The organism is Actinoplanes sp. NPDC026619, from assembly GCF_040638295.1.
GTDB lineage: Bacteria > Actinomycetota > Actinomycetes > Mycobacteriales > Micromonosporaceae > Actinoplanes.
Window position 1 is genome coordinate 140,355 of the sequence record NZ_JBEZYA010000007.1, and the last position, 23,424, is coordinate 163,778.

At 69.5% G+C, this 23,424-nt stretch carries 23 protein-coding genes; 11 read left to right on the plus strand and 12 right to left on the minus strand.

All coding sequences use genetic code 11. The features are described 5' to 3' along the window. Window positions 1-181 precede the first annotated feature (181 nt). Complete coding sequence (locus tag AB0E90_RS17545; protein WP_360405872.1) at window positions 182-1,579, minus strand: family 43 glycosylhydrolase; 1,398 nt, start codon at window positions 1,577-1,579, stop codon at window positions 182-184. Continuing rightward, complete coding sequence (locus tag AB0E90_RS17550) at window positions 1,576-4,053, minus strand: alpha-L-arabinofuranosidase C-terminal domain-containing protein (protein WP_360405875.1); 2,478 nt, start codon at window positions 4,051-4,053, stop codon at window positions 1,576-1,578. The genes AB0E90_RS17545 and AB0E90_RS17550 overlap by 4 nt, the downstream gene beginning before the upstream one ends. 205 nt (window positions 4,054-4,258) lie before the next feature. Here AB0E90_RS17550 and AB0E90_RS17555 point away from each other — a divergent pair, with 205 nt between their 5' ends. Then, a complete protein-coding gene (locus AB0E90_RS17555; protein WP_360405878.1) occupies window positions 4,259-5,221 on the plus strand; it encodes an arabinan endo-1,5-alpha-L-arabinosidase in 963 nt (320 codons plus the stop codon). On the opposite strand, the gene AB0E90_RS17560 is transcribed toward AB0E90_RS17555, so the two are convergent. After that, entirely contained in the window at window positions 5,218-6,114 is an 897-nt protein-coding gene (locus AB0E90_RS17560) for an A/G-specific adenine glycosylase (protein ID WP_360405881.1), read from the minus strand. The two genes, AB0E90_RS17555 and AB0E90_RS17560, sit on opposite strands and share 4 nt — an antisense overlap. A 68-nt stretch (window positions 6,115-6,182) precedes the next feature. On the opposite strand from AB0E90_RS17560, the gene AB0E90_RS17565 reads away from it, so the two are divergent. The 3 genes from AB0E90_RS17565 to AB0E90_RS17575 all read left to right on the plus strand — a co-directional run bounded on the left by AB0E90_RS17565 (window position 6,183) and on the right by AB0E90_RS17575 (window position 8,050). Then, window positions 6,183-6,686 (plus strand): ACT domain-containing protein, encoded by a 504-nt coding sequence (locus AB0E90_RS17565; RefSeq protein WP_360405884.1) that lies wholly within the window; start codon window positions 6,183-6,185, stop codon window positions 6,684-6,686. Further along, window positions 6,683-7,210, plus strand: a complete 528-nt coding sequence (def, locus tag AB0E90_RS17570) for a peptide deformylase (RefSeq protein WP_360405887.1) — start codon at window positions 6,683-6,685, stop codon at window positions 7,208-7,210. Before AB0E90_RS17565 ends, def begins: the two co-directional genes overlap by 4 nt. Window positions 7,211-7,291: 81 nt before the next feature. After that, a complete protein-coding gene (locus tag AB0E90_RS17575) occupies window positions 7,292-8,050 on the plus strand; it encodes an adhesin (protein WP_360405890.1) in 759 nt (252 codons plus the stop codon). A 165-nt stretch (window positions 8,051-8,215) separates the two neighbouring features. Here AB0E90_RS17575 and disA read toward each other — a convergent pair whose 3' ends face one another. From disA to AB0E90_RS17595, 4 genes are all read right to left on the minus strand, one after another. Next, the gene (gene disA, locus AB0E90_RS17580; protein WP_360405893.1) at window positions 8,216-9,406 is read right to left on the minus strand and encodes a DNA integrity scanning diadenylate cyclase DisA; all 1,191 of its coding nucleotides are present in this window, start codon (window positions 9,404-9,406) and stop codon (window positions 8,216-8,218) included. 83 nt (window positions 9,407-9,489) lie between these two features. Next, entirely contained in the window at window positions 9,490-10,896 is a 1,407-nt protein-coding gene (radA, locus tag AB0E90_RS17585) for a DNA repair protein RadA (RefSeq protein WP_360405896.1), read from the minus strand. A 29-nt stretch (window positions 10,897-10,925) separates the two neighbouring features. Beyond that, complete coding sequence (locus AB0E90_RS17590; RefSeq protein ID WP_360405899.1) at window positions 10,926-11,657, minus strand: hypothetical protein; 732 nt, start codon at window positions 11,655-11,657, stop codon at window positions 10,926-10,928. A gap of 82 nt (window positions 11,658-11,739) precedes the next feature. Next, window positions 11,740-12,567, minus strand: a complete 828-nt coding sequence (locus AB0E90_RS17595) for a UbiA family prenyltransferase (protein WP_360405902.1) — start codon at window positions 12,565-12,567, stop codon at window positions 11,740-11,742. 46 nt (window positions 12,568-12,613) lie between these two features. Here AB0E90_RS17595 and AB0E90_RS17600 point away from each other — a divergent pair, with 46 nt between their 5' ends. From AB0E90_RS17600 to AB0E90_RS17610, 3 genes are all read left to right on the plus strand, one after another. Further along, window positions 12,614-13,330 carry a methyltransferase domain-containing protein gene (locus AB0E90_RS17600; protein ID WP_360405905.1) on the plus strand — a complete coding sequence of 239 codons (717 nt, stop codon included), beginning with the start codon at window positions 12,614-12,616 and terminating at the stop codon, window positions 13,328-13,330. Between the two features lie 106 nt (window positions 13,331-13,436). Beyond that, window positions 13,437-14,507: a type III polyketide synthase gene (locus AB0E90_RS17605; RefSeq protein WP_360405908.1), complete on the plus strand. Its 1,071-nt coding sequence runs from the start codon at window positions 13,437-13,439 to the stop codon at window positions 14,505-14,507. Then, window positions 14,507-14,962, plus strand: coding sequence for a DUF6023 family protein (locus AB0E90_RS17610; RefSeq protein ID WP_360406571.1), 456 nt, complete (start codon window positions 14,507-14,509; stop codon window positions 14,960-14,962). Before AB0E90_RS17605 ends, AB0E90_RS17610 begins: the two co-directional genes overlap by 1 nt. A gap of 9 nt (window positions 14,963-14,971) precedes the next feature. Here the strand turns inward: AB0E90_RS17610 and AB0E90_RS17615 are convergent, their stop codons facing one another. Then, window positions 14,972-15,739: a hypothetical protein gene (locus tag AB0E90_RS17615; RefSeq protein ID WP_360405911.1), complete on the minus strand. Its 768-nt coding sequence runs from the start codon at window positions 15,737-15,739 to the stop codon at window positions 14,972-14,974. 329 nt (window positions 15,740-16,068) lie between these two features. Here AB0E90_RS17615 and AB0E90_RS17620 point away from each other — a divergent pair, with 329 nt between their 5' ends. From AB0E90_RS17620 to AB0E90_RS17635, 4 genes are all read left to right on the plus strand, one after another. Beyond that, a complete protein-coding gene (locus AB0E90_RS17620) occupies window positions 16,069-16,554 on the plus strand; it encodes a CarD family transcriptional regulator (RefSeq protein WP_026206027.1) in 486 nt (161 codons plus the stop codon). A gap of 39 nt (window positions 16,555-16,593) precedes the next feature. Continuing rightward, window positions 16,594-17,394, plus strand: coding sequence for a 2-C-methyl-D-erythritol 4-phosphate cytidylyltransferase (locus AB0E90_RS17625; protein ID WP_360405914.1), 801 nt, complete (start codon window positions 16,594-16,596; stop codon window positions 17,392-17,394). A gap of 4 nt (window positions 17,395-17,398) precedes the next feature. Beyond that, entirely contained in the window at window positions 17,399-17,872 is a 474-nt protein-coding gene (gene ispF, locus AB0E90_RS17630) for a 2-C-methyl-D-erythritol 2,4-cyclodiphosphate synthase (RefSeq protein WP_360405917.1), read from the plus strand. Window positions 17,873-18,060: 188 nt separating this feature from the next. Beyond that, a complete protein-coding gene (locus tag AB0E90_RS17635) occupies window positions 18,061-19,218 on the plus strand; it encodes a hypothetical protein (protein WP_360405920.1) in 1,158 nt (385 codons plus the stop codon). 122 nt (window positions 19,219-19,340) lie between these two features. Here AB0E90_RS17635 and AB0E90_RS17640 read toward each other — a convergent pair whose 3' ends face one another. The 4 genes from AB0E90_RS17640 to AB0E90_RS17655 are packed head-to-tail and all read right to left on the minus strand — an operon-like array spanning window position 19,341 to window position 23,423. After that, window positions 19,341-20,372: a BadF/BadG/BcrA/BcrD ATPase family protein gene (locus AB0E90_RS17640; protein WP_360405923.1), complete on the minus strand. Its 1,032-nt coding sequence runs from the start codon at window positions 20,370-20,372 to the stop codon at window positions 19,341-19,343. Continuing rightward, a complete protein-coding gene (locus tag AB0E90_RS17645) occupies window positions 20,369-21,625 on the minus strand; it encodes a 6-phospho-beta-glucosidase (RefSeq protein WP_360405926.1) in 1,257 nt (418 codons plus the stop codon). Before AB0E90_RS17645 ends, AB0E90_RS17640 begins: the two co-directional genes overlap by 4 nt. Further along, window positions 21,622-22,506 carry a carbohydrate ABC transporter permease gene (locus AB0E90_RS17650; RefSeq protein ID WP_360405929.1) on the minus strand — a complete coding sequence of 295 codons (885 nt, stop codon included), beginning with the start codon at window positions 22,504-22,506 and terminating at the stop codon, window positions 21,622-21,624. Before AB0E90_RS17650 ends, AB0E90_RS17645 begins: the two co-directional genes overlap by 4 nt. Further along, window positions 22,503-23,423, minus strand: a complete 921-nt coding sequence (locus AB0E90_RS17655; RefSeq protein ID WP_360405932.1) for a sugar ABC transporter permease — start codon at window positions 23,421-23,423, stop codon at window positions 22,503-22,505. Before AB0E90_RS17655 ends, AB0E90_RS17650 begins: the two co-directional genes overlap by 4 nt. Window position 23,424 lies beyond the last annotated feature (1 nt).

The window sequence follows — 23,424 nt, forward strand, 5'->3', positions numbered from 1 at the left end:
CTTATCTATGAGATGGCCCGGCTGCTTTTGCGGCCGGGCCGTTTTCTTGCGCTTGGACGGTTGAGGGCCGGGCCGGGCCGGCCCGGCTGGGTGGTGGGTCGTGCGAGCGAACCGTGCCGGTTGCGGCCGAAGCGGGCTTGGGTCGTTACCGTCCTTTGCCCACCTCGGCCGTCGGAGCCCTTTAGCTGAGGCGGAATACCGTTGCTGTTGGGGCTACGGAGATTGCTGTGCCGGATTGCTTCAGGTAGCCGCCGCCGGTTACTGCGATCTTTACGCCGTTGCGGACGATCTCTCTCCGGAACGTGGTGCCGGTGGCGTCTAGCTTGACCACGCCGGCTTCTGCGTGCAGGAACTGGGTTGGGTGGTCTACCGAGCGGATCAGTTCGGTGCCGTCGGCTTGGGCCTCGAAGCGGAACTGAGTGGCCGCCAGGTCGTGCGGAGCGCGCTCCAACACGATCAGGCCGTCGTCGGTGTGCCTGACGAAGTGATCCGCGAGGGACACCCGCACGATCGGGCCGCCATCGCCCACCGGGACCCCGAACAACGGCGTGCCGTCGGGGTGCCAGTAGATCTTCTGAACTCGGGTGTGGCGGTTCGGGTCGTACAGCGGGTCGCCGGTTATGTCCCGGTAATCGCGGGCGTGGAAGACCAATACGTCTGTTACGCCGTCCTCGGCCACCGTGAACGAGTTGTGGCCCGGGCCGAAGCGGGACGTCTCGGTGTTTGTTACGAAGATCGGGTCGGGGCTCTTCACCCACGAGTCGCGGTCCAGGAGGTCGGCGTCCGCGTCCGCGGTGAGCAGACCCATGCAGTAGCGGGCGTCGGTAGCGCTGGCTGAGAAGGTCAGGAATATCCGGCCGTTGCGGATCAGGACGGCGGGGCCCTCGTTGACCTTGTAGCCCTGGATTTCCCAGCTCTTCGTCGGTGTCGTGATCCGGGTCGGCTTGGAAGACAGCGTCCACGGGTTGGCCATCTGAGCGATGTACAGGCTGGTGTTGACCGCGATCTCGGGTTCGCTCTCCGCCCACACCAGGTAGCGGCGGCCGCGGTGCGCGAACGTCGTGGAGTCGAGCGTGAAGCCGTCCCACTCGGTCAGCAACTGGCCCTTTAGCTGCCAGCCGCTCGCGTCCAGCGGGTCGGACTTCGCCGACTCGAGCACGTAGGTGCGGATTCGGAAGACGTCGTCGGAGTCGCCGGCCGCGAAGTAGATGTACCAGCGGTTGTTGATGCGGTGGATCTCCGGCGCCCAGATGTGGCCGGCCATCTTGCCGGTGGCCGGCCGTTGCCAGATCACCGTCTCGGCCGCCGCCGGCAGGCCGGCGATCGTGGACGCGCCGCGCAGCGCGATCCGGTCGTATTCCGGGACGGAGCCGGTGAAGTAGTACATGCCGTTCGTGCGGGGCGTGATGAACGGGTCGGCCCGCTGGCTGATCAGCGGCTGTGCGGTCGGGACACCGTAGATCTCGGCGTCGGTCTTCGGGATGGCGGCCTCGGCCGAGCCGGCCGCGCTGAGTCCGGCGACACCGGCGCCGGCCGCGACCCCGAGGGAGCCTCGCAGCAGGGTGCGTCGGCTGATCATGAGCGCTCCTTGATGCGGAGGAAGGTAACCGAATTGGCGGGGAAGGACCGGGTGAAGGTCGACCCGATTCCGTTGATCGTGCTGGTCACGGGCTGGATCGGCTCGGCCGAGCGGGTGTTCTGCTCGCCCGGGTCGCCGGCCAGGACGGTCATCCGGGCGGTCTTCGCCACCTTGAGCCCGCCCAGGTCCACCTTGGTCAGTGCCGCCTTGTCCTGGTCGTTGACGACCTTGACGATCAGCTCGCCGGTGCGGTCGTCGTGCGTGATGACCTGCGCGAACGGCTCCGACACCTTGTTGTCGTCGAAGCTGCCCCACTCGACGCCGTCCTTGATCAGGGTGACCTTCGTACCGCGTACCTCAATCTTCAGGTCGTAGGTCTGGCCGGTGACCACGGTGTCGGCGCGGGTGATGATCTGCTCCTTGGCGTCGGCGGAGCCGGACGCCTTCTCGACCGCGCCCTGGGTGTTGTTCCAGCCGCCCAGGTTCCACCAGTACCAGGTGTCCGAGTTCTTGATCCCGAACGGGATCAGGAAGCCCTCGGCGCCGGCGGTCTTGGTGGCCTTCAGCGTGATGTCGTAGTCGGTGGCGGTGATGTCCGTGGCCGCGGCCACCATGGTGTTCGTCGCCGCGGCGTCCGACTGCACGTAGGCGCCGTCCTGCACCGACCAGGTGCCCCGGTTGGAGAGGGTGCTCCAGCCGTCCGCGTTGCCGTCGTTGAAGTCGTCGGAGAACAGCGTCGCGCCGTCCGTACCGGTGACCTTCAGATCGTCATACTTGGCGGCGGTGGCCCACGTCGACAGCCCCACCCGGCCGGTGACTGGCTGCGGCTGGACGACTCCGCCGCCGCTCGTCGTGCTCGGGACGACCCGGTTGCCGACGTTGTTCATGAACAGCTTCTGCATCTGGTAACTCGTCGAGCCCCAGGACTCGTCGTTGTCGAACCAGATCATGTCCGGCCGCCACTGCACGTTGTCGATGTTGGCGAGCAGCGGCGCGTAGGACGCCATCTTCACCACGTCGGCGTTGCGCTCGAGCCCGGTCATGTAGGCGGCCTCGGCCAGCGAGTTCGCGAACTTCGCGTCCAGCGAGGCATATTCACCCAGGAAAACCTTCGGACCACTGCGGTCGTACGCGTCGTAGCGCGCGTTGTTCTGCAGGAACCACGACGGGCTGTTGTAGTAGTGCTCGTCGATCATGTCGCTGCCGGCGGCCTTGTTCTTGGCCCACAGACTGTCGAACGTGACGCCCATGTCGTCCGGCCCGGAGTTGCTGATCACCGTGACGTTCGGGTACTTCGCCTTGATCGCGTCGCGGAACTGCAGGTAGTTCGCGAAGTACTCGTCCGGCAGGTTCTCCTCGTTGCCGATCGCCACCGAGGACAGCCCGAACGGCTTCGGGTGACCCATCTGCGCCCGCAGCTTGCCCCACGTCGAGGTGGTCGGCCCGTTGGCGAACTCGATCAGGTCGAGAGTGTCCTGGATGTACTTCTGGAGCAGGGCCGGATCGTTGGTGGCCCGGTTCTGGCCACAGCCGGTGACCAGGGCGGGCAGCACCGGCAACGGCTTGGCTCCGATGTCCTCGGAGAACTGCAGGTATTCGTAGTAACCCAGGCCGTAGCTCTGGTTGTAGCCCCAGAAGTTGGCGTTGGTGGCCCGGGTCTCGACCGGTCCGACCGTGTCCTTCCACTGGTAGGAGCGGGCGCGCGGGTAGTTGTTGGCGGCGTCGTAGCCGTACATGCTGCCGGTGTTGACCAGGCAGCCGCCGGGGAATCGGACGAAGCCCGGCTTGAGCGCCGCGATCTTCTCGGCGAGGTCCTTCCGCAGGCCGTGGCCGCGGTAGGTGTCGCGCGGGATCACCGAGACCATGTCGAGCCTGGCCGAATTGTCCACTTTGACACTCAGCCGGCCGGCGTCGGTCGTGGCCGTCGCCCGCAGCGTGCCGGTGTACTTCGCCCAGGCGTCGGTGGTGATCGCCTTGGTGAGCGTCGCGCCGCCCAGGGTCACGGTCAGATGGGCGCCGGCATCAGCGCGGGCCCAAACCGAAAAATCGTAAATCCCACCCTTTTGTACGGCGAAGCCACTGTTGTAGCCGAGGTTGGTGAGCGCCGCCGCCCCGGTCACCCGAAGGTAGGTCCGGTTGCGGTCGTTGAGCCGGGCGTCGTCGTTCGCCGTGGTGGCGGTGCCCGAGTCGACCGTCCAGCCGGTCAGGCCGTTGTAGGAGCCGTTGTCGGCCGGCAGGAACTCGAACGAGCGGTTGCGGACCAGTTCGGCGTAGAGGCCGCCGTCGGCCGCGTAGTTGATGTCTTCGAAGAAAACGCCGTACATCGAGTCGGCGATGGCGGGGCCGCTCTTGGACGTATCGACGGCGATCGTGTAGTCGGGGTCGGCGGATGCGGCGGCCGGTGGCGCCACCGCGAGCGGCAGGGCCGCCAGGGCGACGACCGTGCCGGCGATCCGCTTTCGAAGTCGGGGCATGACGGAGTCCTCCGAGATGTCCATGTTCACGCCAACATCGCCCGGCATTTCCGGGGAGAGGACCGCCGTGCAGCTCGTGCAAATTCCTGCACATAAAAGCTGACTTAAGCCGTCGCCAAGCGCTTGACGTTCATCTATGTGAACGTTCACTCTAGCCGTAACACCCCGGAAATGTCAGCGTGGAAAGGCGAGTCTTGTGGCGATCATGAAGAAGGCACTCATCGCCCTCACCGGTCTGCTCGTGGCCGGCGCTACGGCGGTGGGAGTCGGGTCCGCGGACGCGGCCACCTACCCCAACCCCGGCACCGTCACCGGCAGCACCAACGTGCACGACCCCGGCATCGTGAAGAAGCCGGACGGCACCTATCTGATCGCGCACACCGGCAACAACATCGTGCTGAAGACCTCGACCAACCGCACCGCGTTCGTGGACGCCGGAGTGGCCTTCCCGAGCGGGGCGTCCTGGACGACCTCGTACACCGGCGGTAGCGCCAACCTGTGGGCACCCGACATTTCGTACCGCGGTGGGAAGTACCTCATGTACTACTCCGCGTCGACCTTCGGGTCGAACCACTCGGCGATCTTCCTGGCCACCAGCACCACCGGCGCATCCGGCAGCTGGACCAACCAGGGCCTGGTGATCGAGTCCACCACCAGCAGCAACTTCAACGCGATCGACCCCAACCTGTACGTCGACCCGTCCGGCAACTGGTGGCTCAGCCTCGGTTCATTCTGGACCGGGATCAAGCAGGTGCAGCTCAGCCCGTCGACCGGCAAGCGGCTCGACACCACGATCCGGTCCCTGGCCGGCCGGGGCGGCGGCGCGATCGAAGCGCCCTTCCTGTTCCGGCACGGCTCGTACTACTACCTGTTCGTCTCGTTCGACGTTTGCTGCCAGGGCGCGTCCAGCACCTACCGGATCATGGTGGGCCGCTCGACCAGCGTCACCGGCGGGTTCGTCGACAAGAACGGCACCGCGATGACCAGTGGCGGCGGCACCGAGATCCTCGCCGGGCACGGCAGCATCCACGGACCGGGCGGGCAGTCCGTCTTCACCGACTCCGACGCCGACGTGCTCGTCTACCACTACTACGCCGACAACGGCACCGCGAAGCTCGGCATCAACCTGCTCGGCTACGACTCGAGCGGCTGGCCGTACGTCTACTAAAGATCTTGGGGTGCGGTCTGCCGGGCGTCGCCGGCGAGCACGAAGTCGTCGGCGCCCAGCGGTTCCACCAAACCGTCCTCGATCAGTCCCGCCAGAGCCCGGGCCCGCTGCACCTCGTCCGTCCACACCACGTCGAGGCGCTGGCGCGGTACCGGGCCGCTGGCATGCCGCAACACCTCGAGCAGCAGACCGCGCACCTGCCGGTCCGTGCCGGCGTACCGCTGCGGCTTGCGACTCGGCCCCTCGGGCAGCTTCTCGCCGGTCGCGTGCCACGCGCAGGCGGTCTCGAACGGGCAGATCGGGCAGCGCGGCGCGCGAGCCGTGCAGACGATCGCACCCAGCTCCATGAACGCGATGCTGGCGCGCGCTGCCCGCTTCTCGTCCTCGGGCAGCAGCTCCTCCATCGCGACCAGATCGGCCGCGGTCGTCGCCGGCCCGGCATCGGGCTTGCCCTCCACCGCCCGCGACACGACGCGCCGCACATTGGTGTCCACCACCGGGTGCCTCTGTCCGTAGGCGAAGGTCGCGACCGCCCGGCCGGTGTAGGTGCCGACGCCCGGCAGCGCCAGCAGCTGATCGAGATCGTCAGGCACCGCACCGCCGTGCCGCTCCACCATCGCGACCGCACAGGCGTGCAGGCGCATCGCCCGGCGGGGGTAGCCGAGCCGGCCCCACATCCGGATCGCCTCCGACGGTGGGTCGGCGGCCAGGGCGGCCGGGGTGGGCCAGCGGGTCATCCAGGAACGCCAGGCGGGCTCCACCCGAACCACCGGGGTCTGCTGCAGCATCACCTCGCTGACCAGCACGCCCCAGGCGCTGGTGTCCGGCTGCCGCCAGGGCAGATCGCGGGCGTTGCGGTCGAACCAGACGATGGCGTCATCAGCGAGAGTCAAGGCTTCTACCTCGGGTGCGGCTGCGTGCCGCTCGGTGTGGGCGGTCCGGAAACACATACTGTAGGCGGGTGCATGAGCTTGCCATCACCGTCATCGGTCCGGACCGGACCGGCATCGTCGCCGACGTGACCGAGGCGCTCGCCGAAGTCGGCGCGAACCTCACCGACTCGACGATGACCCGTCTCCGCGGCCACTTCGCGATGACCCTCATCTGCACCGGCCCGAGCCCGGCCGAGGCCGAGAAGGCCCTCGAATCACTCAGCGGGGTGACCACGACCGTGCGCAAGGTGTCGCCCGAGGACTCCTCGGCCGACGACGGCGAGTCCTGGGTGGTCAGCGTGCACGGCGCCGACCGGCTCGGCATCGTCGCCGCGGTGACCCGGGTGGTGGCTGCGGCCGGCGGCAACATCACCGACCTGAGCACTCGACTGGCCGGCACCCTCTACGTGCTGATCGCCGAGGCCGCCCTGCCCGCCGGCGCCTCGGACCAGCTCGCCGAGCAGCTCGCGGTGGCCGCCTCCGAACTCGGCGTCGAGGTGACGCTGCGCCGCGCCGACTCGGAGATCCTGTGAATCTCCCGGGCCTGCCCGAAGGCAAGGTCCTGCCGGTCGTCACCGCCCCCGCCACCGTCCTGAGCACCATCGGCGACGAGGTGAACCCGACCGACCCGGTGATCGCTCAGCTCGCGGCCGACCTGATCGCCACCATGAAGGTCTCGCCCGGCTGTGTCGGCCTGGCGGCGCCGCAGGTCGGCGTGGGCGCCCAGCTCTTCTGCGTCAACGTGGTCGGCCACCCCAAGGCGGCCACCACCCACGGCACGTTCGCGCTGTGCAACGCGAAGATCATCGAGGCGTCACGCTGGAAGGCCGGGCGGGAAGGCTGCATGTCGGTGCCGGACCTCACCGGCGACGTCAAACGGGCCGGCCGCGTCATCGTGGAGGCCGTCCTGCCCGGCTCCGGCGAAGCCGTCACGATCACCACCGACGCGTTCGAAGCCCGCGCTCTGCAGCACGAGATCGACCACTGTGCCGGGAAGCTCTTCATCGATCGGGTTGCCGGAGCACACGCGATCTATCAACGCAAGGTCTATCTCTAACGAGCGATAAGCGAGTACGTGTCGCATACCCGGCGCGTCGCGCGGGTCGCGGTGGCTGTCCGGGTTTACGGTGGCCCCATCATGCGAACGACGGTTGGTTCCCTTCCATCTGCCGTCTACTGGCGGCGTCGTGCGGTCGTGCTGGGCGCAGTGTTGCTCGGCATCATCGTGCTGTTCGTTTCCTGCTCCGGTTCCGGTGATGACAAAGGTGACCAGCGCGGCAAGGGCGCGTCGCCGACTTCGCAGTTGCCTACTCCGGCGCCGGCCAGTGCCACCCCCAGCTCGACCGAGCCGACCTTCCTGGACGGGGTGCCCGGCGGCAATGGGCCCTCGTTGCCTAATCTGAGCGACCTGGAGTCCCAGGACCCGGGGGATGACGGCAGTTCTAATGGCACCACCACCGGTGGGACCGGGCAGAACACCAACGTCACGGCTCCGGCTGATGGGTCCTGTGCCGATACTGAGATGCAGTTGGTGCCCAGCGCTGTTCCGGTTGTGTTCAAGCGCGGTAGCACGGTTGAGCTGACTCTTACGGTGAAGAATGTCGGCACCCGGACTTGTAGTCGTGATGTGGGGGCCGATCCGCAGGAGCTGTACATCGACCAGGGTGCTTTTCAGTACTGGTCGTCGGATAAGTGCAGTACCGCCAAGGGCGGGGATGTGAAGTCGTTCGCGCCTGGGGAGGCTCGGGCGTACAAGGTTTCCTGGAATGGGCGGCAGTCGAACACGTGCGCTGGGAATGCGCCTTCTGGGCCTACTCCGCCTCAGGGGAAGTTTGAGTTGCGGGCTCGGCTTGGGACCATGCGCAGTGATCCGGTCACGCTGACTATCCAGGCTTGATCTTTTAGATCACCCTGGTGGGCTCGGCTGGGCGGTTTGCTTGCTCTTCCTAGGGCGCTGCCCCAGACCCCGGCCACGCGGCTGCGGAGATCAATCTCTGGCGCGTGCGCTTCGGCTTTGCTGCGGGGCTGGGCTTTGGTGCGAAGCCGAAACCGCAGTGAGCGTTTAGACGTAGCGCTCCAGGATCGACGCCTCTGCTAGGCGCGAAAGGCCCTCTCGGACTCCTCGTGCTCTTGCGTCGCCTACGCCTTCTACTGCCTGTAGGTCTTCGACTGTTGCTCCTAGCAGGCGTTGGAGGCTGCCGAAGTGGTCTACCAGGCGGTCTACGATTTGCGAGGGCAGCCTTGGGACCTTGGCCAGCAGGCGGAAGCCTCTTGGGGAGACGGCTGCGTCCAGGGCGTCTGAGGCGCCTGGGTAGCCGATTGCTTTGGCTACTGCTACCAGGTCGATCATTTCCGTGGCCGACAGTAGGTCTAGTTCTACCAGGGCCTCGTCCAGGGTCCTTGCCTTGCGGCCGGTTGGTAGGTAGTCGCGGATTACCAGGGTGCGGTCGGCGTCCACGCCGGCCATCAGCTCGTCTAGTTGCAGGGCCAGTAGGCGGCCGTCGGTGCCTAGTTCTACGACGTAGCCGGAGATTTCGTCGGCGATTCGGCGGACCATTTCCAGCCGTTGGACTACCGCTACGGCGTCACGGACCGTTACCAAGTCTTCGATCTCCAGGGCCGACAGGGTGCCGGAGACCTCGTCCAGGCGGAGCTTGTAGCGCTCCAGCGTTGCCAGTGCCTGGTTTGCGCGGGAGAGGATGGCGGCCGAGTCGTCCAGGACGTGGCGCTGGCCGTTGACATACAAACCGATGATGCGCATCGACTGGCTCACCGAGATCACCGGGAAGCCGGACTGCTTGGCCACCCGCTCGGCGGTGCGGTGTCTCGTGCCGGACTCCTCCGACGGGATGGAGGGGTCGGGCATCAGGTGGACGGCGGCCCGGACGATGCGGGTGCCGTCGCTGCTCATGACGACCGCGCCGTCCATCTTGCACAGCTCACGCAGGCGGGTGGCGGAAAACTCGACATCCAGCGGGAAGCCGCCGGTGCAGATGGCCTCGACGATCGCGTCGTGGCCCAGGACGATGAGCGCGCCGGTGCGGCCGCGCAGAATGCGCTCCAGGCCGTCTCGCAGCGCCGTGCCGGGGGCCATCAGCGCCAGATTTGCGCGCAGCGGATCGGCGGTGACGCCGCCGCCGGTTAGGCCGGGCGTGGAAGTAGTCGCCCCGGAGCGGTTCGCCGAACCATTGACGCCTGGTCGGGGCGTCGGGGAGGCGGCAGCGGGCTTGGAACCATCGCGGTCGAGCGGCACCTGTACATTCTACGGACTGTCATCCACGGCAACGAGCCGTGGTTCGATGAATGCTCCGTAGCGTGATCTAACGTGACGCTCGGTCACCCCGCTGAGGCGCGCGCTGCGGCCTGTAGCGCGGAGCGGAGGTCGGACACCTCGGTGATGCGCATGCCCTTCGGGCCGGCGCCGTCCGCGCCGCAGCCGGGTGGGACCAGGGCCTCCCGGAAGCCCAGGCGGGCCGCCTCGGCCAGGCGGCGGCCGACGGCGCCGACTCGGCGGATCTCGCCGGTCAGGCCGACCTCGCCGATCGCCACCAGGTGCGGGGCCATGGCCAGGTCGAGGCCGCCGGATGCGACGGCCAGGGCCATGGCCAGGTCGGCGGACGGCTCGACCAGGCGGATGCCGCCGACGGTGGCTGCGAAGACCTCGCGGTTGTAGAGCTTCAGCTGCTTGGTGCGCCGCTCCAGGACGGCCAGGACCATCGCCAGGCGGGCGCTGTCCAGACCCGAGACGGTGCGCCTCGGTGAGCCCTGCACCTCGGCGCCGATCAGTGCCTGGACCTCGGTGACCAGGGCGCGGCGGCCCTCCATCGCGACCGTGACGCAGGTGCCGGGGACCGGCTCCTGGTAACGCGTGAGGAACAGGCCGGACGGGTCGGCCAGGCTGGTGATGCCGCCCTCGTGCATCTCGAAGCAGCCCACCTCGTCGGCCGCGCCGTAGCGGTTTTTCACGCCGCGCACCAGGCGCAGCGAGGAGTGCTTGTCGCCCTCGAAGTGCAGGACCACGTCGACCAGGTGCTCGAGCACGCGCGGGCCGGCGACCTGGCCGTCCTTGGTGACGTGACCGACCAGGACGACCGCGATGCCTCTCTCTTTCGCCACGCCGACCAGGGACGAGGTGACCGCGCGGACCTGGGTGACGCCGCCGGGCACGCCCTCGGTGCCGGGAGCGGAGATGGTCTGCACCGAGTCGAGCACCAGCAGGCCGGGCTTGACCGCGTCGAGGTGGCCGAGCACGGCGCCCAGGTCGCTCTCGGACGCCAGATAGAGCTTGTCGTGCAGCGCGTTGAGGCGCTCGGCGCGCAGGCGGACCTGACTCACCGACTCCTCGCCGCTGACCACCAGGGACGGTGAGCCGGCGCCGGCCGCCCACTGCTGGGCCACGTCGAGCAGCAGTGTGGACTTGCCCACACCGGGCTCGCCGGCGAGCAGCACCACCGCGCCGGGGACCAGGCCGCCGCCGAGTACCCGGTCGAGCTCGCTGACGTTGGTCGGCACGGCCTTGGCCGGAGCGGCGCTGATCGTGGCGATCGGGCGGGCCGGCTCGGCCGGCATGCGCGAGCTGACCACCCGGCCGGCGCCGAGCGGGCTGGTCACCGTGGACTCGATGATCGAGCCCCACTCGCTGCACTCGGGACACCGGCCGAGCCATTTCGGCGGCTGGTGCCCGCAGGCGTCGCAGACGTAAGCGGGTCGTGCGGCCTTGGCAGCCGTGCGGGAGGTTGTCACTCCGTCAAGTTAGCCGGACGGTATGACATCTACTCCTCGCTGTTCTCGCCCTCGATGCCGGGCGCGCGCGAGGCGGGCGAGGTCGGGACCGCGAACGGTGCGGTCAGCTCGAGTGGCTGGTTGCTGGTGCTCACCTCGACGGTGAGGGCCAGCGCGAAACCGGGGCGGAGCTGGGCGCTGAGGCCCTGGGCCACCAGTCCCTGTTTGCCGCCGGGCAGGAACGTGACGTTGCTCAGTGGCGGGATGGTGATGCGAGCCGGCTCGAGCGCGGCCTTGGTCGGCGTGGCCGGAGCGGCCGGCGTGGCCGATGCGTCGGCGGAAGGCGCCTCGACCTGCTCGGACGGAAGACCGGAGTTGGCGCTCGCGGAGCTGCCGCCGGTCGGCTCCGGGTTGGCGCTCGGCGAGGCCGCCGCGGCGCCGCCGCTCAGGCCGACCTGCTGGGCCGAGACGACGCTCTCGCCGGCATCCTGCTGGGGCTTGCTGCTGATCATGACGGTGATGGCCTGCTGGGTCTGGTTGAACAGGGCGACCTCGAGCGGGGCGTCTTCGTTCGCCGCGTAGCCGTCGGGGCCGTTGTAGACCACCTGGAGGTTGCGGATGAGCAGGCCACCGTCGGGGCTCTGCGTGTTGAGGCCGGAGACCGGCGCCTTCAGCATCGCGGTCTCGGCGACCTGACCGGCGGAGCAGCCGGCCAGGGCGATCACGGCGGCCATCGCGGCACCCGCGGCCAGTGCGACGCGGCGGGTTCCCAGCGAGCGCATCACGATCCTCCAAGTAATGACACCAATGGCGTGAGACTCAGGCTATCGGTCCGAGATCCGGCTCGTGCGCCGACCCGTCCATTCACACCACGAAGCCACTTGTGATCAGCAATAGGACGTCGATCAACGCCACCACGATCACCGCGCGGAACATCGCTACCCGGCGTCCCGTCGAGCGCTTCATGCCGTACCAACCGAGCGGCAGGACCACGACGGCGGCCGCGGCGGCTGACCAGCCCGACCACGACGGTGGCCCGGGCGGCCCGAAGACCAGCGTGAGAGTCGCGCTGAGCAGGAGAAACGCGGCTGCTGCCGAAGAGCCGGCGGCACCGAGCCGGTGCGGCAGGCCGCGCACCCCGGTGGCCGCGTCGTCGTCCAGGTCGGGCAGCACGTTCGCGAAGTGGGCGCCGCCGCCGAGCAGCGCGCCCGCCGCGACCAGCCAGGCCGGCGGGGCCGGATGCCCCGGCAGCGCGATGATCACGAAGGCCGGGAGCAGGCCGAACGCCACGAGGTAGGGCACCACCGAGAACACCGTGGACTTCAGCGGCCAGTCGTAGAGCAGGGCGAACACACCTGCCACCGAGAGAATCAGCATCGGCCGGAGGCCGAACGGCAAAGCAAGCAGGGGTACGGCCAGGGAAGCGATCAGCCCGGCGATTCCGACCGTACGCCGGGAGACCGCCCCGGCCGCGATCGGCTTGTCCAGGCGCCCGGCTACCCGGTCGCGCGGCGCGTCGAGCCAGTCGTTGACCCAGCCCACCGACAACTGGGTCGCGCCCACGGCCAGGAAGATCCCCGGGATCGCCCAGCCCCGGTGGCCCGTGCCGACCGCCAGCAGCGTCATCGCGACGGTGACCGCCCCGCCCGGCTCCGGATGTGACGCCTTGATCAGGGCGAGGGCGCGGTTCATGCGGCCAGTGTGGTGGTTGTGCCGGATGCGTGCCAGGCTCGATCACATGCCGTCGATGGCTCGTAACGATCCGCGTCAGTACGACGAGCTTGCCGACCAGTGGTGGCACCCGGGCGGCGGGTTCGAGATGTTGCACTGGCTCGCCGCGGCCCGTGCGGCGCTGATCCCGGCTGCCCAGCGTCCGGGCGCGGTGCTGGTCGACGCCGGTTGCGGCGGCGGCCTGATGGCGCCGCACGTGGCCGGCAAGGGCTACCGGCACGTAGGCGTCGATCTCGGCCGCACCGGGTTGCGGATGGCCGCGACCCATGGTGTGCAGCCGGTCAACGGCGACGTGACGGCCCTCCCGCTGGCTGATGGCGCGGCCGACGTGGTCGCGGCGGGCGAGATCCTCGAGCACGTCACCGACCTGCCGGCGACGGTCGCCGAGCTGTCCCGGGTGCTGCGGCCGGGTGGCCTCGTGGTGATCGACACGGTGAACGACAACGCGCTCAGTCGCTTCATCACGGTCACCGCCGGTGAGCGGCTGGGCTTCGCCCCGCCCGGAATTCACGACGCGTCACTGTTCGTGCACCCGCGCCGGCTGATCGCCGAGTTCGCCCGCCACGGCGTGCGCCTGCGCGTGCACGGGGCCCGGCCGACGCTGGGCGGCCTGCTGCGGTGGCGGGTGCTGCGCCGGGAGCACACCGGCGGCCGGATCGTGCGGTCCGGCCTCACCGCGGTGCTCTACCAGGGGACCGGGCGCAAAGACGGGGAGCGCCCATGATCGACGACGACTTCGCCGGCCCGCGCCGGGCCGGGCCTGTTCGGGCTCGCTCGGCGGTGATCCCGGCTCGGAGGGGTTCGCCCCGCGCTGGTAGCAAACGGAGGCAATGACTTTGGAGCGCAACGCGGTCATCGCGGGGCTCGGTATCGCACTGCCACCGGTGGTGCATCAGGACGAGATCTGGGAGGGCTACTTCCAGTTCCAGTACGCCGGCCCGCGCCGCGCCCTGGCCAAGCGGATCTTCGACAACGCCGGCGTGCGGACCCGGCACGCCGCGGTCAGCCCGGTGCTGGAGGACGTCGCGGACTGGTCGACCGAGCGCCGGATGCGCCGTTACCAGGCCGAGGCGATGCCGCTCGGCAAGGAGGCGGCGTCCCGGGCGATCACCGAAGCCGGGCTCTCCGCCGACGAACTGGGCCTGTTCGCGGTCTGCTCGTGCACCGGCTACGCCACCCCCGGCCTGGACATCCTGCTCGCCCGCGATCTGGGCATGGCCGCCGACGTGCAGCGGCTGTTCGTCGGCCATATGGGCTGTTACGCGGCGCTGCCGGGTCTCGGCACCGCCGCCGACTTCGTGATGGCGCGCGGCCGGCCGGCGCTGCTGCTCTGCGCCGAGCTGACCAGCCTCCACCTGCAGCCGCCCGCGGTGCGGGCGGACGTCCAACAGATCGTTTCCCATGCGCTCTTCAGCGACGCGGCGGCCGCCGTCGTGCTCCGGCCGGGCGACATCGGTGGGTACGCCGTGCGTGAGGTCGCCGCGGTCACCGACAGCACGACCGCCGACCACATGACCTGGGAGGTGACCGACCATGGCTTCCGGATGGGGCTGTCGCCGCGGGTGCCGGACGTCCTCGCCGTGCACGTCCGCGGCCTCGTCGAGAGCCTGCTGGCCCGGCACGGCCTGACGATCGGCGACGTGGACGGCTGGGCGGTGCACCCGGGCGGCCCGAAGATCCTCGACGTGGTCGGCGAACAGTTAGGGCTCGACGAGGCTGCGCTCGCGCCGTCCCGTGCGGTGCTCGCCGACTACGGCAACTGCTCCTCGCCGACCGTGCTGCTGGTCCTCGACGCGCTGCGCCGCCGGGTGTCGCCGCCGCGCCGGGTGCTGATGCTGGCCTTCGGTCCCGGCCTCACGCTTTACGGAACTCTGCTGGAGACCTCTACAGTCACTGCGTGATGGGCGACCGGGCACGCGGTGTCGTGCTGTACACGTGTGCCGCCCTGCTCCTCGCCGGCGGCGGGGTGTGGTGGGTGCGGGCCGCGCCGCGGCAGGTGACCGATTCGCGGATCGCGCAGTGGCAGCAGGACGCCCAGCGGCTGCTGCCGGACGACGACGAGCAGCGCGTGGCCGGCACGGTGCCGCTCGCGGCCGGCGCCGACCACGAGGTGGTGGCCGACCTCGACACCGGGGAATATCGCGTCAGCGTGATCTGTGTCGGCGGAGCGGAGAGTCAGGTGCGGGTCAGCCTCGGCGACGCCGGCACCGATTCCGGGCGCGGGCTGGACTGCGAGGGCGGCAGCGAACCGAACAATTTCACGGTAGGCACGGCCGGACAGTTGCGGATGAACGTGACAGTCGGCGCAGCGGGGCCGGTCGTCTTCCGTTACTCCCTGCTTCCGGAGACCTCGTGACTGTCGTGACTAGAGCCGGGCCAGATCGGGGCGGAATGTCTCGATCGAGGCGGTGCGCGCGTCGGTCCGGATGATCTCGCCGCTCTTGTCGACCAGCAGAGCCGCGGCGGTGCCGTCGGCCGCGCCGAGCTTGAGCTGGGTGCGCGCACTGCCGGACGGATCGTGCAGCACCCGCACCGTCTTGCCCTGCGCCTGCGGGGTGGCGCCGGTGGGCGGAACGGTGCCGGCCGAGGCGGTGACCGGGCCGGCCACGGTGATCACGACGATCTCCGGGCGGACCGCGGCGATGGTGTCGGCGACCAGCGCGGCACAGTCGCAACCGTCGATCAGCAGCACGACCGCGGGCAGCTCGTGGCGCAGCGAGACGGTCTGGCCGTCGGCGTTGACCAGCTCGAGCGCGGGCAGCGCGCTGGCGCGGGTGGCGGTGGTGCTGGCGGTGCGCTGAGCTGCGGGCTGGCGGGCCGGGCCGGGCCAGGCCGAGGCGAACAGGCTGGCCACGGTGACGAGCACGGCCATCGAGATGATCAGCACCGGAGCACGGACGGCGCCGCCCGCGACCTTGCGGACCCGGCGCATGGCGGGCCGGTTGAGGAATCGGCGCCAGCGGGACGGGCGCTCGGTCTCACGCAGCTCGGCGCGGATCGCCGCCACCTCTTCGGAGAGCTCGGACAGATCGTCGGGAATGACGATCACGCCCCACTCCTCCGGGAGGTCGGGCAGGTCATCTGGCGAGCCGCCATCGGACGACCATCCGCCGTTGTCGCTCGAACCAGCCATGACTCACTCTCCCCCCTGGCCAGTGGTTCTTCGGTCGGGGACCTGGGTCCAGCCTCCCTTAAGCTTGGCCGGACCGCCAGTAGTGCGCGCTTGCGGACCTTAGCGATAAGCTTGACCTCACAATCGCCGTAGGTCCGGAATATCCGACTCGGTGGGCAAAGCGGTCACGCTTTGGTCACGTAGCGTTACTGAGGCAGCTCTCGGCTCTCCTGTCAAGCCGTAGAAAGGCCCGTCACAAGGCCCCTGAGCTGCACTAACAGTCACCGGCAGGGCGGGACATAGCTGCCTGAGCGTGTTACCCTAGACACAGCGAAAGGGGCTTCGAACCTATGGTTTTCAGTGTCGGCGAGACCGTTGTTTACCCCCACCACGGGGCCGCACTCATCGAGGCAATCGAAACAAGGGTCATCAAGGGCGAGCCAAAGCAGTACCTCGTGCTGCGCGTCGCCCAGGGCGATCTGACGGTGCGGGTGCCCGCTGAGAATGCCGAAATCGTCGGCGTGCGCGAAGTGGTTGGCGAGGAAGGCCTGGGCAAGGTCTTCGACGTCCTCCGCGCCCCGCACACCGAGGAGCCGACCAACTGGTCGCGGCGTTACAAGGCCAATCTCGAGAAGCTGGCTTCCGGTAACCCCCTCAAGGTTGCCGAGGTTGTTCGTGACCTCTGGCGGCGCGAGCGCGAGCGCGGTCTCTCGGCCGGAGAGAAGCGCATGCTCGCCAAGGCCCGTGACATTCTGGTCGGCGAGGTTGCTCTCGCGGAGAAGAGCACCAAGGACGAGGCCGAGGTTCTCCTCGACAAGGTCCTTACCGAGGCCTGACAAGGACTCGATAACACCATCTCTGCACAGGACCGCGACGTGACCGCGCAGCTTAATGCTCGGGGTGACGTCGCGGTCCTTTGTCCTGCCGCCGGTGCGGGGCTGCGGCTCGGGTCGGGGGGTCCGAAAGCGCTGCGGCTCCTGGCCGGGGAACCACTTCTGGTTCATGCGATCCGGCGGGTCGCGGCGGCCCCGTCGGTGCGGGTGATCGTGGTCGCCGCCCCCGCCGCTGAGGTTGAGGCGGTGCGGGAGCTGCTCGCTCCGGTCGCGCCGGTGACGGTGGTGGCCGGTGGCGCCGAGCGGCAGGAGTCCGTGGCGCTGGCTCTGGCCGCGGTGCCGGCCGGGGTCGGCATCGTGCTGGTGCACGACGCGGCGCGCGCGCTCACGCCGCCGGAGCTGATCGAGTCGGTGGCTGCCGCGGTGCGCGCCGGCCATCCCGCGGTGATCCCGGTCCTCCCGGTGGTCGACACGATCAAGGAAGTCGGCCCGGGTCCCGAGCTTGTCCCGGCCCTTAACGCTCCCAGTGCCCTCGCTCCCCGCCGTGACGCCGCCGGTCCTGGCCGCGATGACGCTGGCCTGGGTGCGGCGAGTGTGCCTCTTGACGTTGTTCTTGGGACGGTTGATCGGGCTGTGCTGCGCAGCGTGCAGACGCCGCAGGGGTTCCGGTATGACGTGCTGGTGGCTGCGCACGCGGCGGCGGGCGATTCGCTCACCGATGACGCAGGTCTGGTCGAGAAGGCGGGCTTGCCGGTTGCCTGCGTGCCGGGGTCGGAGCTGGCTATGAAGATCACGCGGCCGCTGGACCTGATCCTGGCCGAGGCTCTGCTGCACGTATCGTGACCGGGTGATCAATCAGCGGGTCGGCATCGGCACTGACGTGCATGCGTTCGCGGCGGGTCGGCCGTGCTGGGTGGCCGGGCTGTTCTGGCCGGACGAGGTCGGGCTCGAAGGGCACTCGGATGCGGACGTGGCCGCTCACGCCGCCTGCGACGCGCTGTTCGGTGCGGCGGGGCTCGGCGATCTCGGCAGCAACTTCGGCACCAGCCGGCCGGAGTGGGCCGGCGCCTCCGGGGTGGCGCTGCTGACCGAGACGGTGCGCCTGTTGCGCGCGGGGTCGTTCGAGATCGTCAACGTTTCCATCCAGGTGATCGGCAACCGGCCGAAGATCGGCACTCGGCGGGCCGAGGCGCAGCGGGTGCTCTCCGACGCGGTCGGGGCGCCGGTCACGGTCTCCGGCACCACTACCGACGGACTCGGTCTCACCGGCCGGGGTGAAGGTCTGGCCGCGATAGCGATCGCCCTGGTCACCGCTCCCTGATCGGGTGCCGGCCTGGGGGTTGGGGTGGGCCTGGGCCGTGCGGGCGCAACGGCCTTGACCGGGGCGGAGGTCGCCCTGGTCGGGCGGGAGTGTTGGTGGATCCCGTATTGAAAGAGCTTTTTGGCGGTGGGTTTGATCTCGGTGGACCCCGGGCCGCGATGTGTGCGTGCAGCGCCTACGCTCGACCCGTGGCCGCTCCACTGGATCCTGAGACCACGCCGGAGGAGTACCGGCAGCGGGCGTTGCTGCTCGCCGACCTCGGCCGCTATGACGAGGCGACTGAGGAGATCGCGGCTGGGCTGAGCGCGGCGCCCGGTGAGCCGAGCCTGCTCGCCACCCTGGCGCGGATTCATCTGGCTGCGGAGCAGCCGGCCGAGGCGCTGGCCGCGGCCGAGCGGGCCGCCGTCGCCGCGCCTGAGGCGCTGACCACGCTGGTGGTGCAGGCCATGGCGTTGTCCGACTCGCGGCGTTACACCGATGCGGCGCGGGTCGCGGCGGACATTCTGCGGCGGTGGCCGGCCGATGCCTATGCGCAACGGACCGGGGCGGCGCTGCTCAGCGAGTCGCGTAATGGGCAGGAAGCGCTCAACGCGGCCTGGAACGGGGTTCGGGTCGCGCCGGCCGAGGCTGAGGCGCACCTGGTGCTGGCCGTCGTCGCTGCTCGGTTGCGGTTGTTCGATCTGGCTCAGCGGGCGTATGCGGAGGCGCTCGACCTCGATCCGGGGATCGGCGAGGCGCAGAACGACGTCGGCATCGTGCGGTTCGAGCGGCGGCGCTGGGCGCTCGCCCTCGAGGAGCTGGCCGACGATGCGAGCCTGCCGGTCCCGGTGGATGAGGATGCGCCCTATCCGTCGCCGTTTCCCCGGGCCTACCAGGCGCCGGACCGGCCCGAGCCGGACGTGCCGGCCGGTCACACGTCGGCCAGTTGGACGGGGCAGCCGGCGGTGAGCCCGCCGCGCAGGCCGGTGCTCGACATGTCGCCCGACGCGGCCGATGCGGTGCGGCGTGGTGCGGCGTTCGGGGCCAACGCGACGCTGATCGCCGCCGTCGTGACGGCCGGGATGCTGCTGGTCAGTGAGGGCATCTCGCGGATGTGGGCCGGGCTGATCGGGGTGCTCATCCTGGGCGGTCTGATCATCTGGCTCAGCCGGAGCGTGCCGGGGCGGCTCGGGCCGGCGCTGACGCAGCTGCGCGCGGGCAATCGGCCGCTCGCGGCCGCGGCCTATCTGAGTTTTGCGGCGCCGCTGTTCCTGCCGATCTATGCGGCGATCGGCGGGGTCATCCCGTTGATCGCGGGGATGGTGCTGGCTGCGGTGGCCTACATGCTGATCCTGGTGCGGCGGTAATCGAGGGCGCCGGCTCGGTAAGCCGGCACCCTCTTTCGCGAGGCCGCAGATCATGCGGCCCCGGCGTCTTCGGTCACCGTGTCGGGCCCAGGCCCGGGCGGTTGTGCCGGATGGGGCGCTGGTTAGGCGGCCCCGGCGTCTTTGATCACGGCGTCCAGGTCCAGGTGGGCCGGGGTTGGCGGGCGGTTGTGCAGGGCGGCGCGGAGCGTTGGTTCGGCGGCCGTGTGGCCCATTGCGTCCAGGGCCAGCAGTGCGGCGCCGGTGACCGGTGGGGTGTTCAGGACGGTTACGTCGACGTGCGGGGCCTGGCGGCGGGCGCCGGCCACCACCTGGTCGTGCAGCTGGGGGTGGCGGGCGCGCAGGACGCCGCCGCCGAGGACCAGTGCGTGCGGGCGGTCGAGCAGGTTCAGGCGATGGGCCGCGACTCGGTGCTGGGCCAGGATCTCCTCGGATTGGCGGTCGATCAGGGCCGAGGCCACCTCGTCGCCGGTCGCGGCCACCTCGAACAGCAGCGGGGCGAGCTCGTGGATGCGTTCCATCGGGAGGTCGCCGAAGTGCAGCGCGATGCTGACCGCTTCCACCGTGGGCAGGCCGAAGTGGGCGGCCACGGCCGCGGAGAGGGCGGTCGGGCGGCCGCGGCCGTCCTCGCCCCGGGCCGCCTCGCGCAGTGCGTGGTCGGCCAGGTCGTGGCCGCCGCCCCAGTCGCCGGAGACCGGGCCCAGGGCGACGAAACGGGCGGTCCGGCCGTCGGCGGCGCGACCGACGCAGTTCGTGCCGGCGCCGCACACCACGGTGACCGCGTCCGGCGTGGCGGTGCCGGCGCGCAGCAGGGCGAAGCAGTCGTTGTCCACGATGGTCTGCCCGGCCCAGGCTTCGGCGGCGATCGCCTGGTGCAGGCGGGTCACCTCGATCGGCAGGTCGGCGCCGGCCAGGTAGACGGCGATGGTGTCGATCGGGGTGCCGACCGGCAGGCCGGCGTCGGCGTGCACGGCCCGGATCAGCCGGCCCAGCACCTCGATCGTGCCGGCCAGGCCGATGTTGTGCGGCGACGACGTGCCGCCCCGGACGAAGCCCAGGACCTGGCCGGAGGCGTCGCCGAGCACGACATCGGTCTTCGAGTTGCCGCCGTCGGCCGCCAGATAGAGCGCTCTCATGAGGCCCACGCGAGGTGGGCGCGGCCGGCCGCGATGAGCTTGTCGGCGAGCGCGTCGGCGTATTCGTGCTGGCCGATCAGAGGGTGCGCGAGGAGTGCGCGATAGACCCGCTGGCGGCCGCCCCGTAGTGCGGCGTCGATCGCGAGTTCCTCGTACCCCCAGACGTGGGTGATGAGGCCGGCCAGGTCGGGCGGCAGGGGAGTGACCGGCAGCGGCGCGGGGCCCTCGAGGCCCGCCCGGGCCGAGACCTCGATGACCGCGTCGGCCGGGAGGAACGGCAGGGTGCCGTTGTTGCGCACGTTGACCGAGTGGACGGACCGGTCATCGTGGCCGTAGAGGGAGGCGAGCAGGCCGACGGCGGCCTCGGAGTAGAAGGCGCCGCCGCGTTCGCCGAGTAGGGCCGGTTTCTCGACGAGGTGCACGTCGCGGTACATCTCGATGAGGGTCGCTTCGAGTTCGGCGACCCGTTGCCCGCGGGTCATTTGTCCGGTTGATTCGCGGACGTGCTTGTCGTGACCGTAGAAGTAGGACAGGTAGTAGGAAGGGACGTTGCCGAGGGTGGTGAGGACTTTCGGGGCGATGTCCACCTCGTCGGAAATTTCCGGCAAATGGTCCGCGAGGAGTGAAGGCAGGCGGTCGACGCCGTCCACATAGGCGGCTCGCTCCCAGGTCAGGTGGTTCAGGCCGACGTGATCCAGGACCACCGATGACGGGTCTACGCCCAGGTAGCCGGCGAAGCGGCGCTGGAAGCCGATCGCCACGTTGCAGAGGCCGACGGCGCGGTGGCCGGCGTCGAGCAGAGCGCGGGTCACGATGCCGACCGGGTTGGTGAAGTCGACGATCCACGCGCCGGGCTTGGCCCGCCGCCGGATCCGGTCGGCGACGTCGAGCACGACCGGCACCGTGCGCAGTGCCTTGCCCAGCCCGCCGGCGCCGGTCGTCTCCTGGCCGACGCAGCCGCACTCGAGCGGGAACGTCTCGTCGCTGATCCGCGCCTGCTGGCCGCCGACCCGCAGCTGGATCACCGCGGCGTCGGCGTCGGTGACCCCGGCGTCCAGGTCGGTCGTCCAGGTGACCTTGCCGGGGTGGCCATGGGCGGCGAAGATCCGGGCCGCGAAGGCCCCGACGATCTCCAGCCGCTCCGCCGCCGGGTCGATCAGCACCAGTTCGTCGACCATCGAGCCCAAGCGGGCGAATCCGTCGACGAGCTCCGGCGTGTAGGTCGACCCGCCCCCGATTACTGCGATTTTCACCCTTTGAACCCCGTTAACGTGATGCCCTGCACGAAGGCGCGCTGGGCGAAGAAGAAGATGACGATGAGCGGGGCCATGGCCAGCACCGTTGCGGCCGTGACCAGATTCCAGTCGACATGGTGGACGGTTCGGAACGACGCCAGGCCCAGCGTCAGCGTCCACGCCCTCTCGTTCTCGCTGGTGTAGAGCAGCGGCCCGTAGTAGTCGTTCCAGCAGAAGAAGAACTGGAACAGGCCGGCCGCCGCGATGCCGGGCCGCGCCATCGGGAGCACCACCCGCAGCAGCGTGCGCCACTCGCCGCAGCCGTCCACCCGAGCCGCGTCGAGGTATTCCGACGGGATGGTCAGCAGGAACTGGCGCAACAGGAAGATCGTGAACGCGTCGCCGAACAGGGCCGGGACGATCAGTGGCGCGAGCGAGCCGGTCAGACCGTAGCGGGCCCACATCAGGTAGAGCGGAACCGTCACCACCTGCGGCGGCAGCATCATCACGCAGATGATCGTGAGGAACAGGGCGTTCTGGCCGCGGAATTTCAACTTTGCCAGGGCGTACGCGGCGGGAACGCTCGACACCAGCGTGAGCGCGGTGACCGACACCGCGTAGATGACGGTGTTGAGGAAATAACGCGGCAGCGGCGTCGACTGGAACACCCGGACGTAGTTCTCGAAGTGCCACGTGTCCGGCCAGTAGTTGCTGGTCAGCGCCTGGTTGCTGGTCATCAGCGAGAGCAGCACGAGGTAAGCGACCGGGGTCAGGAACATGATCACCAGCACGATGCCGATGCTGTGCTTGGCGATCCAGCCCAGGGTGATTTGTCGCTTTCGGAGTCGAGGCGTTGCCGGCTCCAGAAGCGGCTTGGTGTCGAGCAGAGCCGCCGTCACGATTCCTCCCCGGAGAAGGCCTTGGCCCGGCGCATCAGGATCACGGTCACCGAGAGCGCGACCACGAACAGCGCGATCGCGAGGGCGTTGGCGTAGCCGAGCGCGTTGTACCGGAACCCGACCGTGTAGAGCCACAGTGGATAGGTGAAGGTCGAGCCCTCGGGATAACCGAAGGACTGGGAGATCCCGGCGCCGACGGTGGCCTGCCCGCTGGCGATCGAGCCGGCCACCGCCGCCTGGTCGAAGTACTGCAACGTGTAGATCACGCCGGTGACCGCGGCGAACAGGATCACCGGCTGGATCGACGGCAGCGTGATCGACCGGAAGCGCTGCCAGGCGTTCGCGCCGTCCAGGGACGCGGCCTCGTAGAGGCTCTCCGGAACGCCCAGCACCGCGGCCAGGAAGATCACCATCAGGTCGCCGATGGCCCACAGGCCGAGCAGCACCAGCGAGGGCTTGGCCCAGGTCGGCGAGTTGAACCAGAGCGGTCCGTTGATGCCGATCTTCTCGAGGAAGTGGTCGACCGGGCCGGTGCCCGGCTTGAGCAGGTAGACGAATGCGATGGTGGCGGCCACCGGCGGCACCAGGGCCGGCAGGTAGAACACCGTCCGGAAGAAGCTGGCACCCCGCCGGAACTGGGTGAGCAGCATCGACAGCCCGATCGCCCCGATGATCCGGGCCGGGACGAAGATAACCACCATCCACAGCGTGTTGCGGATGGCCTGGAGCAGGAACGGGTCGTCCGCCATCTGCTTGTAGTTGTCGAGGCCCACCCACTGCGGCACGGAGAGCAGGTCGAACTTCGTGAAGGAGAAGTAGACCGCCGAGAGCAGGGGGTAGACGAAGAAGACGGCGATGCCGATCAGTGCCGGCGCCAGGAACGACAGGGTCGTCAGGTTCTTCCGAACGGTGTGCATG